The organism is Devosia sp. YR412, from assembly GCF_900110945.1.
Taxonomy (GTDB): domain Bacteria; phylum Pseudomonadota; class Alphaproteobacteria; order Rhizobiales; family Devosiaceae; genus Devosia.
This window is the reverse complement of sequence record NZ_FOFL01000004.1, coordinates 291,977-304,822: the sequence shown is the minus strand read 5'-3', so window position 1 is coordinate 304,822 and position 12,846 is coordinate 291,977. Positions and strand designations below refer to the sequence as shown.

The following is a 12,846-nucleotide window of genomic DNA, read 5'->3' as shown; positions in this document are numbered from 1 at the left end:
GCAGCGTGATCGGGCAGGGGCCGTGGACCCTACGTTTTCCGATTCACTTTCTCAAAAGCATTGCAAGCCACTGCATGGCTCACGCGCGGTTTTTTCACGAAAGAATCCTTGACGGAAAGGCGAGTCGGCTCTAAACAGCGCCTACCTAAGCGGTCGGTCGTGAATGTCACACCGGGTTCCTGCCATCTTGTGCGGGCATCCAGGACACTCAAACACACTGTCGGGTAACTAGACGAAGCAATTCCTGTGCGCATGACTGCTCATTTTACGTGAGTAGTCCGCTGCAATTAGGGCGCCGCCGTATCCTTTTAGGGTTCGGATGAGCGCCGTTTTGGTTTGTTTCGATAGACCGCCTGGAGCGTTTCCGGTTTCGGACGCGCGACTAACAAGAACTTAGGCGCCGCTCACTCGGAACGGCACCGAAATTTTGGACGATGGAAAGAGCGCAATGCCCACCATTAATCAGCTGATCCGCAAACCACGCGCCAGCAAGCCAAAGCGGAACAAGGTTCCGGCCATGGAAGCAAATCCGCAGAAGCGCGGCGTTTGCTCTCGCGTTTATACGACGACCCCGAAGAAGCCGAACTCGGCTCTCCGCAAGGTTGCTAAGGTTCGTCTGACGAACTCGCGCGAAGTCATTTCGTATATCCCGGGCGAAGGCCACAACCTGCAGGAACACTCCGTGGTCCTGATCCGTGGCGGCCGCGTGCGCGACCTTCCCGGTGTTCGCTACCACGTGCTCCGCGGTGTCCTCGACACGCAGAGCGTCAAGGACCGCAAGCAGCGCCGGTCCAAGTACGGCGCGAAGCGTCCGAAGTAAGGAGATAGATATATGTCCCGTCGTCACCGCGCAGAAAAACGCGACGTTATCCCGGACGCCAAGTATGGTGATCTGGTCCTTACCAAGTTCATGAACTCGCTCATGAAGGACGGCAAGAAGTCGGCCGCCGAAAGCATCGTTTACGGTGCCTTCGACATCGTCGAAGCCAAGGTCAAGCAGAACCCGGTGGAAGTGTTCCACACGGCGCTCGAAAACATCCGCCCGTCGGTTGAAGTTCGTTCGCGTCGCGTTGGTGGTGCCACCTATCAGGTTCCGGTTGAAGTCCGCACCGATCGTCAGCAGGCCCTGGCCATTCGCTGGCTGATCGAATCCGCCCGCAAGCGCGGCGAGAACACCATGCGTGAACGCCTGTCGGGCGAGCTGATGGATGCTCTCAATGGCCGTGGCCAGGCCGTCAAGAAGCGCGAAGACACGCACCGTATGGCTGACGCCAACCGTGCATTCTCGCACTACCGCTGGTAGCAGGAGCGCCCTATGGCACGCGATTATCCAATTCCGCTGTATCGTAACTTCGGCATCATGGCTCACATCGATGCTGGCAAGACGACCACGACCGAACGCATCCTCTACTACACCGGCAAGTCCCATAAGATCGGCGAAGTCCACGACGGCGCCGCGACCATGGACTGGATGGAGCAGGAGCAGGAACGCGGCATCACGATCACTTCGGCTGCCACGACCACGTTCTGGAAGGGCCGTGACGGCACCCAGCACCGCTTCAACATCATCGACACCCCCGGCCACGTGGACTTCACCATTGAAGTTGAACGTTCGCTGCGCGTGCTCGACGGTGCTGTCGCTCTGCTCGATGCCAACGCCGGCGTTGAGCCCCAGACGGAAACCGTCTGGCGCCAGGCCGACAAGTACAATGTTCCGCGTCTCATCTTCGTCAACAAGATGGACAAGATCGGCGCCGATTTCTATCGCTGCGTCGAGATGATCGGTTCGCGCCTTGGTGCGAAGCCGGTTCCGGTCCAGCTGCCGATCGGTGCCGAGAACGAGTTCAAGGGCGTTGTCGATCTGATCGAGATGAACGCACTCGTCTGGCGCAATGAAGAGCTGGGCGCGCAGTGGGACGTCGTCGAGATTCCGGAAGACCTCAAGGCTAATGCCGTGAAGTACCGCGAACAGATGATCGAAGCTGCCGTCGAACTCGACGACGCTGCCATGGAAGCCTACCTGAACGGCGACCTGCCGAACAACGACACCATCCGTCGTCTGCTTCGCCAGGGCACCATCGACACCAAGTTCTTCCTGGTGTTCGCTGGCTCGGCCTTCAAGAACAAGGGCGTTCAGCCCCTGCTCGATGGCGTTATCGACTTCCTGCCGTCGCCTGCCGACGTTCCGGCCATCCAGGGCATCGATGCCCGTACGGAAGCGCCGATCGAGCGTCACGCCGACGACAACGAGCCGCTCTCCATGCTGGCATTCAAGATCGCCAACGACCCGCACATGGGTACGCTGACGTTCTGCCGCATCTACTCGGGCAAGCTCGAGCAGGGCATGATGCTTGAGAACACCGTCAAGGAAAAGCGTGAGCGCGTTGGTCGTCTGTTCCAGATGCACGCCAATTCGCGCGAGCAGATCACGGAAGCCTATGCTGGCGACATCGTCGCTATCGTGGGTCTCAAGGATACCACCACTGGTGACACGCTCTGCCCGCAGAACGCCCAGGTTATCCTCGAACGCATGATCTTCCCCGAGCCGGTGATCGACATCTCGGTGGAACCGAAGTCCAAGGCCGACCAGGAAAAGATGGGCCTCGCGCTCAACCGCCTGGCTGCCGAAGATCCGACGTTCCGCGTCAAGACCGACGAAGAATCCGGCCAGACGATCATCTCCGGCATGGGTGAACTTCACCTCGACATCCTCGTCGACCGCATGCGTCGTGAGTTCAAGGTGGAAGCCAATATCGGTCAGCCCCAGGTGGCTTACCGTGAGACGATTACCAAGAAGGCTGATGTGGACTATACCCACAAGAAGCAGTCGGGTGGTTCAGGCCAGTTCGCTCGCGTCAAGCTGACCGTGGAGCCGTCGGAAGTCGGCAAGGGTCTCGAATTCGTGAACGCCGTCGTCGGCGGTTCGGTGCCGAAGGAATATATCCCCGGCGTCGAAAAGGGCGTGAAGTCCGTCATGTCTGCCGGCCCGCTGATCGGCTTCCCGATCGTGGACGTCAAGGTGACGCTGACCGAAGGCGCCTACCACGATGTCGACTCCTCGGTGCTGGCATTCGAAATCGCCGGTCGCGCTGGTTTCAACGAAGGCCTTCGCAAGGCGGCTCCGAAGATCCTCGAGCCGATCATGAAGGTTGAAGTTGTCACGCCAGAAGACTACATGGGCGACGTCATCGGCGATCTCAATTCGCGTCGTGGTCAGATTCACGGCACGGAAGGCCGTGGCATCCTCCAGGTCGTGAATGCGTATGTCCCGCTCGCGAACATGTTCGGTTATGTGAACTCGCTGCGCTCCATGAGCCAGGGTCGTGCACAGTACTCGATGACGTTCGATCACTACGAGCAGGTCCCGCAGGCCGTCGCCGACGAAGTCCAGGCCAAGTACGCCTAACGTACGCCTAAACAAGAAACTGAAACGCAAGGTTGGCCTGCTGGCTGACCAATACGGAGAAAAGCAATGGGTAAGGAAAAGTTTTCCCGCTCTAAGCCGCACTGCAACATCGGCACCATCGGTCACGTTGACCATGGCAAGACCTCGCTGACCGCAGCGATCACCAAGGTCCTGGCCGAAACCGGCGGCGCGACGTTCAAGGCGTACGACCAGATTGACGCTGCCCCTGAAGAGAAGGCGCGCGGCATCACCATCAACACCGCCCACGTCGAGTACGAGACCACCAACCGTCACTATGCTCACGTCGACTGCCCAGGCCACGCCGACTATGTGAAGAACATGATCACCGGTGCTGCCCAGATGGACGGCGCGATCCTGGTCGTGTCGGCTGCCGACGGCCCGATGCCCCAGACCCGTGAGCACATCCTGCTCGCCCGTCAGGTTGGCGTTCCTGCCCTCGTCGTGTTCCTGAACAAGTGCGACATGGTCGACGATCCGGAACTGCTCGAACTCGTCGAGATGGAAGTGCGCGAGCTGCTTTCGTCCTACGAATTCCCCGGCGACGACATCCCGGTCATCAAGGGTTCGGCTCTCGCCGCTCTCGAAGATTCCGACAAGAAGCTCGGCCATGACGCCGTTCTCGAGCTGATGGCAGCTGTTGACAGCTACATTCCGCAGCCAGAACGTCCGGTTGACCAGCCGTTCCTGCTCCCGATCGAAGACGTGTTCTCGATCTCGGGTCGTGGTACCGTGGTGACCGGTCGCGTTGAGCGCGGCATCGTCAAGGTTGGTGAAGAAGTCGAGATCGTCGGCATCAAGGCAACCCAGAAGACCACCGTTACCGGTGTCGAAATGTTCCGCAAGCTGCTCGACTCGGGCCAGGCTGGCGACAACGTTGGCGCGCTGATCCGTGGTATCGACCGCACTCAGGTTGAGCGCGGCCAGGTTCTCTGCAAGCCCGGCTCGGTTACCCCGCACACCGACTTCACCGCTGAAGTCTATATCCTGACCAAGGAAGAAGGCGGCCGCCACACGCCGTTCTTCGGCAACTACCGTCCCCAGTTCTACTTCCGTACCACGGACGTGACGGGCATCGTGACGCTGCCGGAAGGCACCGAGATGGTCATGCCGGGCGACAACCTGAACATCAACGTTCAGCTGATCGTGCCGATCGCCATGGAAGAGAAGCTCCGCTTCGCTATCCGTGAAGGTGGCCGTACAGTTGGTTCGGGCGTCGTCGCCACGATCCTGAAGTAAGCCTTATTGAGACACTCGCGGCGCGCGATAAACGCGCGCCGCGATCCATTTTCGCCAGGATTTACAAGATGAACGGTCAGAATATTCGCATCCGCCTCAAGGCGTTTGACCATCGCGTTCTTGACGCCTCGACGCGCGAGATCGTGTCGACGGCCAAGCGTACAGGCGCGCAGGTTCGCGGCCCGATCCCGCTGCCGACGCGAATCGACAAGTTTACCGTCAACCGCTCGCCTCACATCGACAAGAAGGCGCGCGAGCAGTTTGAGATCCGGACCCACAAGCGTTTGCTTGACATTGTGGACCCGACCCCTCAGACGGTGGACGCACTGATGAAGCTCGATCTCGCCGCCGGCGTCGACGTCGAAATCAAGCTCTAAAGAACTAACGAGTTTCCGCGCTCACCACAGACAGGGTCCTCTGAAACCATGACCCGGTGCAGCGCCAAAAAGAAGGTAATAACCGATGCGTTCTGGATTGATCGCACAGAAGCTGGGCATGACCCGCATTTTCACCGCGGACGGCTCGCACGTCCCAGTGACCGTGCTGGAACTGCAGAACTGCCAGGTGGTGGGCCAGCGGACCGCTGATAAGGACGGCTACGTCGCATTGCAGCTTGGCGCAGGCCAGGCCAAGGCGAAGAACACGACCAAGGCCGAGCGCGGCCAGTTCGCCGTTGCCAAGGTCGAGCCCAAGCGTCACGTCGCGGAATTCCGCGTGGACGAAGCCAATCTCATCGAGGTCGGCGCACAGCTGCAGGCTGACCATTTCGTCGAAGGCCAGCTGGTGGATGTCACCGGCACTTCGATCGGTAAGGGTTTTGCCGGCGGTATGAAGCGCTGGAACTTCGGCGGCCTGCGTGCAACGCACGGCGTGTCGGTTTCGCACCGCTCGATCGGTTCTACCGGTGGTCGTCAGGACCCGGGTAAGACCTTCAAGAACAAAAAGATGCCGGGCCATATGGGCGATCGTCGCATCACCACGCAGAACGTCAAGGTCGTCAAGACCGACGTGGAACGTGGTCTGATCATGATCCAGGGTTCGGTTCCAGGCTCCAAGGGCGCTTGGATCATGATCAAGGACGCGGTGAAGAAGCCAGCCCCGCAGGGCGCTGCTTTCCCGGGCTCGTTCAAGGCCGCCGCTGACGTCGCGGGGGAAGGTAACTAAATGGAACTCAAGGTCACAACCCTCGACGGCAAGGCCGCTGGCTCGATCCAGCTCGCTGACGACGTCTTCGGTCTGGAAGTCCGCCAGGACATCCTGCACCGCATGGTTCGCTACCAGCAGCTCAAGGCAATGTCCGGCACGCACGATGTCAAGCATCGTTCGGAAGGCGTTCGCACTGGCAAGAAGTTCGTGAAGCAGAAGGGCTCGGGCGGCGCTCGCCATGGCGATCGCAAGGCTCCGCAGTTCCGTGGCGGCGGCCGTGCATTCGGTCCGACCCCGCGCAGCCACGCGATCGACCTGCCCAAGAAGGTCCGCGCGCTTGCTCTCAAGCACGCCCTGTCGTCCAAGGCCAAGTCCGGCTCGCTGATCGTCGTTGACAGCGTTTCGCAGGCTGAAGCCAAGACCGCAGCCCTGCGCACCACCTTCGGCAAGCTGGAATGGGCTAACGCCCTGATCATCGATGGCGCCGCTGTCGACCAGAACTTCGCTCTGGCCGCGCGCAACATCCCGCACATCGACGTGCTGCCGGTGCAGGGGATCAACGTTGTGTCGATCCTCAAGCGCGACAAGCTCGTCCTGACCAAGGCAGCGCTCGAAGCGCTGGAAGCGAGGTTCGCATGAACAAGCTCAGCGCTTACGACATCGTTCGTAACCCCGTCGTGACTGAAAAGTCGACGATGGCTTCGGAAAACAACCAGGTCGTTTTCGACGTGGCGATTGATGCCAACAAGACCGATATCAAGGCTGCCGTCGAGCAGCTGTTCTCGGTCAAGGTCAAGGCAGTGAACACCCTGGTCCGCAAGGGCAAGGTGAAGCGCTTCCGTGGCAAGATTGGCACGCGCAACGATGTCAAGAAGGCCATCGTAACCCTCGTCGACGGCCAGTCGATCGATATTTCGACCGGCCTCTAAGGGATAAGAGACAGCAAAATGGCTCTAAAAACTTACAACCCCACTTCCGAAGGCCGTCGTCAGCTCGTGACGACCGATCGCTCGGAACTCTGGAAGGGCGCCCCGGTCAAGACTCTGACCCAGGGTCTGTCCAAGTCCGGTGGCCGTAACAACCGCGGCCGCATCACCTCGTTCCATCGTGGTGGTGGTCACAAGCGCACCTATCGCATGATCGATTTCAAGCGGGTCAAGTTCGACCAGGTTGGGACGATCGAGCGTCTGGAATATGATCCCAACCGTACGGCTTGGATCGCTCTGGTGAAGTACGAAGACGGCGAACTCGCCTATATCGTTGCACCGCAGCGCCTGTCGGCCGGTGACAAGGTCGTCTCGTCGATGAACACCGTCGACGTGAAGCCAGGCAATGCCATGCCGCTCGAGCGCATGCCGGTCGGTACGATCGTGCACAACATCGAGCTCAAGCCCCGCAAGGGTGGCCAGGTTGCCCGTTCGGCTGGTGCTTATGCCCAGTATGTCGGTCGTGACCAGGGTTGGGCGATCCTTCGCCTGAACTCGGGCGAACAGCGCCGCGTGCATGGCACTTGCCTTGCAACCGTTGGTGCCGTTTCGAACCAGGATCACTCCAACACCTCGCTCGGCAAGGCCGGTCGTAGCCGTTGGCTGGGTCGCAAGCCCGTCAACCGCGGCGTGACCATGAACCCGATCGACCACCCGCATGGTGGTGGTGAAGGCCGTACCTCTGGTGGCCGTCATCCGGTGACGCCATGGGGCAAGCCGACCAAGGGTAAGAAGACCCGCAGCAACAAGGCAACGGACAAGTTCATCGTTCGCAGCCGTCACGTGAAGAAGGGCAGGTAAGCCATGACCCGTTCAATCTGGAAGGGGCCGTTTGTCGACGGCTACATGCTCAAGAAGGCCGAGAAGGCCCTCACGTCCGGCCGCAATGATGTGGTCAAGATCTGGAGCCGCCGCTCGACCATCCTGCCGCAGTTCGTTGGTATCACCTTCGGTGTCCACAACGGCCACAAGCACATCCCGGTCAGCGTCACTGAAGACATGATCGGCCACAAGTTCGGCGAATTCGCACCGACCCGTACCTACTACGGTCATGCCGCCGACAAGAAGGCCAAGAGGAAGTAAGATGGGCAAGCCAAAAACCCAGCGCGCGCTTGCGGACAACGAAGCCAAGGCTGTGCTGCGCATGCTGCGCATCAGCCCGCAGAAGCTCAACCTTCTGGCTCAGCTGATCCGTGGCAAGAAGGTCGAGAAGGCTCTGGCCGAACTCGAATTCAGCCACAAGCGCATTTCCGGCCAGGTGAAGAAGGTGCTCGAGAGCGCCATCGCCAATGCCGAGAACAACCATGGCCTCGACACCGACGCTCTCGTCGTTGCTGAAGCATTTGTTGGTAATTCGCTTGTAATGAAGCGTTTCACCGCACGTGGTCGCGGTCGTTCGTCGCAGATCCAGAAGCCATTCGCGCATCTGACGATCATCGTCCGGCAAGTTGAGGAGGCCGCATAATGGGCCAGAAGATCAATCCAATCGGCTTCCGCCTCGGCATCAACCGTACGTGGGACAGCCGCTGGTACGCCAACAAGGGCGAATACGGCACGCTGCTGCAGGAAGACCTGAAGATCCGCACGATGCTGCTGGAGGACCTCAAGGCCGCCGCAGTGTCCAAGATCGTCATCGAGCGTCCGCACCGCAAGTGCCGCGTGTCGATCCACACTGCCCGTCCGGGCATCGTGATCGGCAAGAAGGGCGCAGACATCGACAAGATCCGCGCCAAGGTGAAGAAGTTCACCGACAGCGAAGTGCACATCAACATCGTTGAAGTGCGCAAGCCGGAAACCGACGCGACGCTGGTTGCCCAGGGCATTGCCCAGCAGCTGGAACGCCGTGTGGCATTCCGTCGCGCCATGAAGCGCGCCGTGCAGACGGCGATCCGCATGGGCGCCGGCGGCATCCGCGTGAACGTTGGTGGCCGTCTTGGTGGTGCCGACATTGCTCGTACCGAATGGTACCGCGAAGGTCGCGTTCCGCTGCACACCCTGCGCGCAGACATCGACTATGGTACTGCTGAAGCCGCGACCACCTACGGCATCATCGGTATCAAGGTCTGGGTCTTCAAGGGCGAAGTCCTTGAGCATGATCCCACTGCGCATGAGCGCCGTGCCACCGAAGGTAACGACGGCGGCCAGCGTAGCGACCGTGACCGCGAACCGCGCCGTGAGCGTGGTGACCGCGATCGCGAACGCGCATAAGAAGGTTAGTTCATTATGCTGCAACCTAAGAAGACTAAGTTCCGCAAGGCTCACAAGGGCCGTATCCATGGCGTTGCCAAGGGCGGTACCGACCTGGCTTTCGGCCAGTATGCCTTGAAGGCGACCGAACCCGAGCGCGTCACTGCTCGCCAGATCGAAGCGGCCCGCCGCGCGATCACCCGCGAGATGAAGCGTCAGGGCCGTGTCTGGATCCGCATTTTCCCGGATCTGCCGGTCACCAAGAAGCCGACCGAAGTTCGTATGGGTAAGGGCAAGGGTTCGGTTGAACTCTGGGCCGCCCGCGTGAAGCCCGGTCGTATCGTATTCGAGATCGACGGCGTCCCCGAGGACGTTGCCAAGGAAGCCCTGCGTCTCGGCGCAATGAAGCTCCCGATCATGACGCGGGTTGTTACCCGCATTGCCGACTAAGGACCACGAGCCATGAAAGCCAGTGATGTGCGGAGCAAGACCGCAGACGAACTGAAGGACCAGCTCGTCGACCTCAAGAAAGAACAGTTCAACCTGCGTTTCCAGCGTGCTACCCAGCAGCTTGAAAAGCCGGGCCAGGTGAAGTCTGTCCGCCGCGATATCGCGCGGATCAAGACGATCCTTGGCGAAAAGAACGCAGCGAAGTAAGGAGCCGCGACCATGCCAAAGCGCGTTTTGCAGGGGACTGTGGTCTCCGACGCCAATGAAAAGACGGTCGTGGTGCGCGTTGAGCGTCGCTTCACGCATCCCGTGATGAAGAAGACGGTTCGCCGCTCCAAGAAGTACCATGCCCACGACGAAGCCAATCTGGCCAAGGTCGGGCAGGTGGTCTGGATCGAAGAATGTGCGCCGATCTCCAAGAACAAGCGCTGGACGCTGGTTCTGGACGCTGCCGCTCAGGAAGGTGCTAAGCCATGATCCAGATGCAGTCCAATCTCGATGTCGCCGACAATTCCGGCGCCAAGCGAGTCATGTGCATCAAGGTACTCGGCGGTTCGCACCGCAAGTACGCTTCGGTTGGCGACATCATCGTCGTCTCCGTCAAGGATGCCATTCCGCGCGGTCGTGTCAAGAAGGGCCAGGTCATGAAGGCCGTGGTCGTTCGTACCGCGTTCGACATCCGTCGTCCCGATGGCACCGTGATCCGCTTCGACAAGAACGCCGCGGTTCTGATCAACAATCAGAAAGAGCCGATCGGCACCCGTATCTTCGGACCAGTTCCGCGCGAGCTTCGCGCCAAGAACCACATGAAGATCATTTCGCTCGCTCCCGAGGTGCTGTAATGGCCGCCAAGATTAAAAAGGGCGACAAGGTCGTCGTCCTGGCTGGCAAGGACAAGGGCAAGACCGGTCAGGTCCTGTCTGTCATCCCAACCGAAACCAAGGCTCTGGTCCAGGGTATCAACCTGGTGAAGCGCCACACCAAGCAGACCGCGTCGACCGATGCCGGCATCTTCACCAAGGAAGCGCCGATCCACCTGTCGAACCTCGCGATCGCCGACAAGGATGGCAAGCCATCGCGCGTCGGTTTCCAGATCAAGGACGGCGTCAAGACGCGCGTCGCCAAGTCGACCGGAGATTCGATCGATGGCTGAGACAGCTTACGTTCCGCGTCTTCGTACTGAGTACGAAGGCAATATCCGCAAGGCGCTCCAGGAGCAGTTCTCCTACACGAACGTCATGCAGCTGCCGAAGCTCGACAAGATCGTGCTGAACATGGGCGTTGGCGAAGCCGTCAACGACACCAAGAAGGTCAAGACGGCGGCTGCCGAGCTTGAGAAGATTGCCGGCCAGAAGCCAGTGATCACCTTCGCTCGCAAGTCGATCGCCGGCTTCAAGGTGCGCGAAGACATGCCGCTCGGCGTGAAGGTTACCCTTCGCTCGACGCGCATGTATGAGTTTCTCGACCGCCTGGTGAACATCGCTCTGCCACGCGTTCGCGACTTCCGCGGGCTGAACCCGAACTCCTTCGACGGCCGTGGCAACTATGCCATGGGCATCAAGGAACACATCATTTTCCCCGAAATCGACTATGATCAGATCGATCAGGTTTGGGGCATGGACATCGTGATCACCACGACCGCGAAGTCCGATGATGAAGCTCGTGCGCTGCTCAAGGCATTCAACTTCCCCTTCCGCCAGTAAGCGGACAGGGAAGGGACAGAGGATCAGGATATGGCAAAGACCAGCTCCATCGTTAAGAACAACAAGCGCGCAGCGCTCGCCAAGCAGTTTGCTGGCAAGCGCGCCGCTCTCAAGGCACAGACCAAGGATCAGTCGATCCCGGCCGACCAGCGCTTTGCAGCCCAGCTCAAGCTGGCCGAGCTGCCGCGCAATTCGGCAAAGGTTCGTGTGCGTAATCGTTGCGAAGTCTCGGGTCGTCCCCGTGGCTACTATCGCAAGCTGAAGCTGAGCCGTATCGCTCTGCGTCAGCTGGGTAACCTGGGTCAGATCCCGGGCCTCGTGAAGTCGAGCTGGTAAGGAGAAACCAAGATGAGCTTTTCCGATCCTATCGGCGACATGCTGACCCGTATCCGCAACGCCCAGATGCGTCGCAAGAATTCCGTTTCGACGCCGGCATCGACCCTTCGCGGTCGCGTGCTGGATGTTCTCCAGTCCGAGGGTTTCATCCGCGGCTATTCGGAGACCAAGTTCGAGAACGGTGCTTCCGAGTACGAAATCGAACTCAAGTACTCGGACAATGAAGCCGTCATCCGCACGATCGAGCGCGTTTCGCGTCCCGGCCGTCGCGTTTATGCATCCGTCAAGAATATTCCTCAGGTTGCCAATGGCCTCGGTGTTTCGATCCTCTCCACCCCCAAGGGTGTGATGGCCGATCACGAAGCCAAGGCTGCCAATGTTGGTGGCGAGGTACTCTGCCGCGTATTCTAAGGCCCTTGGCCTTAGGATCGTCGGTAAGACGATTACTCAAGGATTGAACTAGAATGTCACGTACTGGCAAGAAACCGGTTGCACCGGTCAGCGGTGTAACGGTCACGATCAATGGTCGTACCGTCACCGCAAAGGGTCCGAAGGGCGAGCTCAGCATCGACCTGATGGATGTCGTCAGCGTCGAAGAGACGTCTGAAGGCCTGGTGGTTACCCCCACCAATGACACCAAATTTGCTCGCGCCGCTTGGGGTACCACCCGCGCGCTGCTGCAGAACATCGTCACTGGCGTGTCGGCAGGCTTCGAAAAGCGCCTGGCCATCCAGGGCGTTGGTTATCGCGCTGCGCTGCAGGGCAAGGACATCAAGCTGTCGCTTGGTTTCAGCCACGAAGTGATCTATCAGGCCCCTGCGGGCATCACGCTGGCTGTCCCGGCCCCGACGGAAATCGTCATCACGGGTGCCGACAAGCAGCAGGTCGGTCAGGTTGCCGCGAACATCCGTTCGTGGCGCAAGCCGGAGCCCTACAAGGGCAAGGGTGTGCGGTACCTGGGCGAACAGGTCTTCCGCAAAGAAGGCAAGAAGAAGTAAGGAGCGCCTGCAATGGCTATCAGTGCAAAAGGTGCGGACCGCCGCAAGGCTCGTGTCCGCAAGGCGCTCAAGGCTCGTGCCTTCGGTCGTCCCCGTCTGTCGGTTTTCCGTTCGGACAAGAATATCTACGCCCAGATCATCGACGACGCGACTGGCCGTACGCTGGCCGCTGCCTCGACGCTCGACAAGGACGTCAAGGCTGCCGTCAAGAATGGCGCAACCGCCGAGGCCGCTGCAACGATCGGTAAGCTGATCGCTGAGCGCGGTACCAAGGCCGGCGTTGCCGAAGTCGTTTTCGACCGTGGCGCTTACATCTATCATGGCCGTGTGAAGGCCCTTGCAGACGCTGCCCGTGAGGGCGGCCTGCAGTTCTAGGC

At 60.0% G+C, this 12,846-nt stretch carries 22 protein-coding genes; all 22 read left to right on the top strand.

Annotation, left to right across the window (positions count from 1 at the left end; all coding sequences use genetic code 11):
* The first annotated feature begins 448 nt into the window (after positions 1-448).
* On the top strand, positions 449-820 hold the full coding sequence (rpsL, locus tag BM045_RS15265; protein ID WP_046136734.1) for a 30S ribosomal protein S12: 372 nt from the start codon (positions 449-451) through the stop codon (positions 818-820).
* 12 nt (positions 821-832) lie between these two features.
* Positions 833-1,303: a 30S ribosomal protein S7 gene (gene rpsG / locus BM045_RS15260; RefSeq protein WP_092184736.1), complete on the top strand. Its 471-nt coding sequence runs from the start codon at positions 833-835 to the stop codon at positions 1,301-1,303.
* 12 nt (positions 1,304-1,315) lie between these two features.
* Positions 1,316-3,406, top strand: a complete 2,091-nt coding sequence (fusA, locus tag BM045_RS15255) for an elongation factor G (RefSeq protein ID WP_092184734.1) — start codon at positions 1,316-1,318, stop codon at positions 3,404-3,406.
* Positions 3,407-3,472: 66 nt separating this feature from the next.
* Entirely contained in the window at positions 3,473-4,663 is a 1,191-nt protein-coding gene (gene tuf, locus BM045_RS15250; protein WP_092184732.1) for an elongation factor Tu, read from the top strand.
* A gap of 68 nt (positions 4,664-4,731) precedes the next feature.
* Positions 4,732-5,040 carry a 30S ribosomal protein S10 gene (gene rpsJ, locus BM045_RS15245; protein ID WP_035102617.1) on the top strand — a complete coding sequence of 103 codons (309 nt, stop codon included), beginning with the start codon at positions 4,732-4,734 and terminating at the stop codon, positions 5,038-5,040.
* A gap of 85 nt (positions 5,041-5,125) precedes the next feature.
* Positions 5,126-5,827: a 50S ribosomal protein L3 gene (gene rplC, locus BM045_RS15240; protein WP_092184730.1), complete on the top strand. Its 702-nt coding sequence runs from the start codon at positions 5,126-5,128 to the stop codon at positions 5,825-5,827.
* Positions 5,828-6,448, top strand: a complete 621-nt coding sequence (gene rplD, locus BM045_RS15235; RefSeq protein ID WP_092184728.1) for a 50S ribosomal protein L4 — start codon at positions 5,828-5,830, stop codon at positions 6,446-6,448.
* The gene (locus BM045_RS15230; RefSeq protein ID WP_092184726.1) at positions 6,445-6,738 is read left to right on the top strand and encodes a 50S ribosomal protein L23; all 294 of its coding nucleotides are present in this window, start codon (positions 6,445-6,447) and stop codon (positions 6,736-6,738) included. Before rplD ends, BM045_RS15230 begins: the two co-directional genes overlap by 4 nt.
* Before the next feature lie 18 nt (positions 6,739-6,756).
* Positions 6,757-7,596 (top strand): 50S ribosomal protein L2, encoded by an 840-nt coding sequence (gene rplB / locus BM045_RS15225; RefSeq protein WP_092184724.1) that lies wholly within the window; start codon positions 6,757-6,759, stop codon positions 7,594-7,596.
* A 3-nt stretch (positions 7,597-7,599) separates the two neighbouring features.
* Entirely contained in the window at positions 7,600-7,878 is a 279-nt protein-coding gene (gene rpsS, locus BM045_RS15220; protein WP_092184722.1) for a 30S ribosomal protein S19, read from the top strand.
* Position 7,879: 1 nt separating this feature from the next.
* Positions 7,880-8,260: a 50S ribosomal protein L22 gene (gene rplV / locus BM045_RS15215; RefSeq protein WP_046136744.1), complete on the top strand. Its 381-nt coding sequence runs from the start codon at positions 7,880-7,882 to the stop codon at positions 8,258-8,260.
* Positions 8,260-9,003 (top strand): 30S ribosomal protein S3, encoded by a 744-nt coding sequence (rpsC, locus tag BM045_RS15210; RefSeq protein ID WP_092184720.1) that lies wholly within the window; start codon positions 8,260-8,262, stop codon positions 9,001-9,003. Before rplV ends, rpsC begins: the two co-directional genes overlap by 1 nt.
* A 15-nt stretch (positions 9,004-9,018) precedes the next feature.
* Positions 9,019-9,432 carry a 50S ribosomal protein L16 gene (gene rplP, locus BM045_RS15205; protein ID WP_046172874.1) on the top strand — a complete coding sequence of 138 codons (414 nt, stop codon included), beginning with the start codon at positions 9,019-9,021 and terminating at the stop codon, positions 9,430-9,432.
* 12 nt (positions 9,433-9,444) lie between these two features.
* Positions 9,445-9,639 (top strand): 50S ribosomal protein L29, encoded by a 195-nt coding sequence (gene rpmC, locus BM045_RS15200; RefSeq protein ID WP_092184718.1) that lies wholly within the window; start codon positions 9,445-9,447, stop codon positions 9,637-9,639.
* A gap of 12 nt (positions 9,640-9,651) precedes the next feature.
* Positions 9,652-9,909 carry a 30S ribosomal protein S17 gene (rpsQ, locus tag BM045_RS15195; protein ID WP_092184716.1) on the top strand — a complete coding sequence of 86 codons (258 nt, stop codon included), beginning with the start codon at positions 9,652-9,654 and terminating at the stop codon, positions 9,907-9,909.
* Entirely contained in the window at positions 9,906-10,274 is a 369-nt protein-coding gene (rplN, locus tag BM045_RS15190) for a 50S ribosomal protein L14 (RefSeq protein ID WP_046138380.1), read from the top strand. Before rpsQ ends, rplN begins: the two co-directional genes overlap by 4 nt.
* Positions 10,274-10,585, top strand: a complete 312-nt coding sequence (gene rplX / locus BM045_RS15185) for a 50S ribosomal protein L24 (RefSeq protein WP_092184714.1) — start codon at positions 10,274-10,276, stop codon at positions 10,583-10,585. The genes rplN and rplX overlap by 1 nt, the downstream gene beginning before the upstream one ends.
* Positions 10,578-11,135, top strand: a complete 558-nt coding sequence (gene rplE, locus BM045_RS15180; protein WP_092184713.1) for a 50S ribosomal protein L5 — start codon at positions 10,578-10,580, stop codon at positions 11,133-11,135. Before rplX ends, rplE begins: the two co-directional genes overlap by 8 nt.
* Before the next feature lie 30 nt (positions 11,136-11,165).
* Positions 11,166-11,471, top strand: coding sequence for a 30S ribosomal protein S14 (gene rpsN / locus BM045_RS15175; RefSeq protein ID WP_092184711.1), 306 nt, complete (start codon positions 11,166-11,168; stop codon positions 11,469-11,471).
* Between the two features lie 12 nt (positions 11,472-11,483).
* Complete coding sequence (rpsH, locus tag BM045_RS15170) at positions 11,484-11,882, top strand: 30S ribosomal protein S8 (protein WP_046172880.1); 399 nt, start codon at positions 11,484-11,486, stop codon at positions 11,880-11,882.
* A 53-nt stretch (positions 11,883-11,935) separates the two neighbouring features.
* Positions 11,936-12,469, top strand: a complete 534-nt coding sequence (gene rplF, locus BM045_RS15165; protein ID WP_092184710.1) for a 50S ribosomal protein L6 — start codon at positions 11,936-11,938, stop codon at positions 12,467-12,469.
* A gap of 12 nt (positions 12,470-12,481) precedes the next feature.
* Positions 12,482-12,844, top strand: a complete 363-nt coding sequence (gene rplR, locus BM045_RS15160; protein ID WP_092184708.1) for a 50S ribosomal protein L18 — start codon at positions 12,482-12,484, stop codon at positions 12,842-12,844.
* Positions 12,845-12,846 lie beyond the last annotated feature (2 nt).

Excerpts from the sequence above, each read along its gene's own strand:
- rpsJ (WP_035102617.1), top strand. The coding sequence starts at position 4,732 with ATGAACGGTCAGAATATTCGCATCCGCCTCAAGGCGTTTGACCATCGC.
- rpmC (WP_092184718.1), top strand. The coding sequence starts at position 9,445 with ATGAAAGCCAGTGATGTGCGGAGCAAGACCGCAGACGAACTGAAGGAC.
- rplR (WP_092184708.1), top strand. The coding sequence starts at position 12,482 with ATGGCTATCAGTGCAAAAGGTGCGGACCGCCGCAAGGCTCGTGTCCGC.
- rpsQ (WP_092184716.1), top strand. The coding sequence starts at position 9,652 with ATGCCAAAGCGCGTTTTGCAGGGGACTGTGGTCTCCGACGCCAATGAA.
- rpsN (WP_092184711.1), top strand. The coding sequence starts at position 11,166 with ATGGCAAAGACCAGCTCCATCGTTAAGAACAACAAGCGCGCAGCGCTC.
- rpsG (WP_092184736.1), top strand. The coding sequence starts at position 833 with ATGTCCCGTCGTCACCGCGCAGAAAAACGCGACGTTATCCCGGACGCC.
- rpsH (WP_046172880.1), top strand. The coding sequence starts at position 11,484 with ATGAGCTTTTCCGATCCTATCGGCGACATGCTGACCCGTATCCGCAAC.
- rplD (WP_092184728.1), top strand. The coding sequence starts at position 5,828 with ATGGAACTCAAGGTCACAACCCTCGACGGCAAGGCCGCTGGCTCGATC.
- rpsL (WP_046136734.1), top strand. The coding sequence starts at position 449 with ATGCCCACCATTAATCAGCTGATCCGCAAACCACGCGCCAGCAAGCCA.
- rpsC (WP_092184720.1), top strand. The coding sequence starts at position 8,260 with ATGGGCCAGAAGATCAATCCAATCGGCTTCCGCCTCGGCATCAACCGT.
- rplN (WP_046138380.1), top strand. The coding sequence starts at position 9,906 with ATGATCCAGATGCAGTCCAATCTCGATGTCGCCGACAATTCCGGCGCC.
- BM045_RS15230 (WP_092184726.1), top strand. The coding sequence starts at position 6,445 with ATGAACAAGCTCAGCGCTTACGACATCGTTCGTAACCCCGTCGTGACT.
- tuf (WP_092184732.1), top strand. The coding sequence starts at position 3,473 with ATGGGTAAGGAAAAGTTTTCCCGCTCTAAGCCGCACTGCAACATCGGC.
- fusA (WP_092184734.1), top strand. The coding sequence starts at position 1,316 with ATGGCACGCGATTATCCAATTCCGCTGTATCGTAACTTCGGCATCATG.
- rplB (WP_092184724.1), top strand. The coding sequence starts at position 6,757 with ATGGCTCTAAAAACTTACAACCCCACTTCCGAAGGCCGTCGTCAGCTC.
- rplC (WP_092184730.1), top strand. The coding sequence starts at position 5,126 with ATGCGTTCTGGATTGATCGCACAGAAGCTGGGCATGACCCGCATTTTC.
- rplF (WP_092184710.1), top strand. The coding sequence starts at position 11,936 with ATGTCACGTACTGGCAAGAAACCGGTTGCACCGGTCAGCGGTGTAACG.
- rplV (WP_046136744.1), top strand. The coding sequence starts at position 7,880 with ATGGGCAAGCCAAAAACCCAGCGCGCGCTTGCGGACAACGAAGCCAAG.
- rplP (WP_046172874.1), top strand. The coding sequence starts at position 9,019 with ATGCTGCAACCTAAGAAGACTAAGTTCCGCAAGGCTCACAAGGGCCGT.
- rpsS (WP_092184722.1), top strand. The coding sequence starts at position 7,600 with ATGACCCGTTCAATCTGGAAGGGGCCGTTTGTCGACGGCTACATGCTC.
- rplE (WP_092184713.1), top strand. The coding sequence starts at position 10,578 with ATGGCTGAGACAGCTTACGTTCCGCGTCTTCGTACTGAGTACGAAGGC.
- rplX (WP_092184714.1), top strand. The coding sequence starts at position 10,274 with ATGGCCGCCAAGATTAAAAAGGGCGACAAGGTCGTCGTCCTGGCTGGC.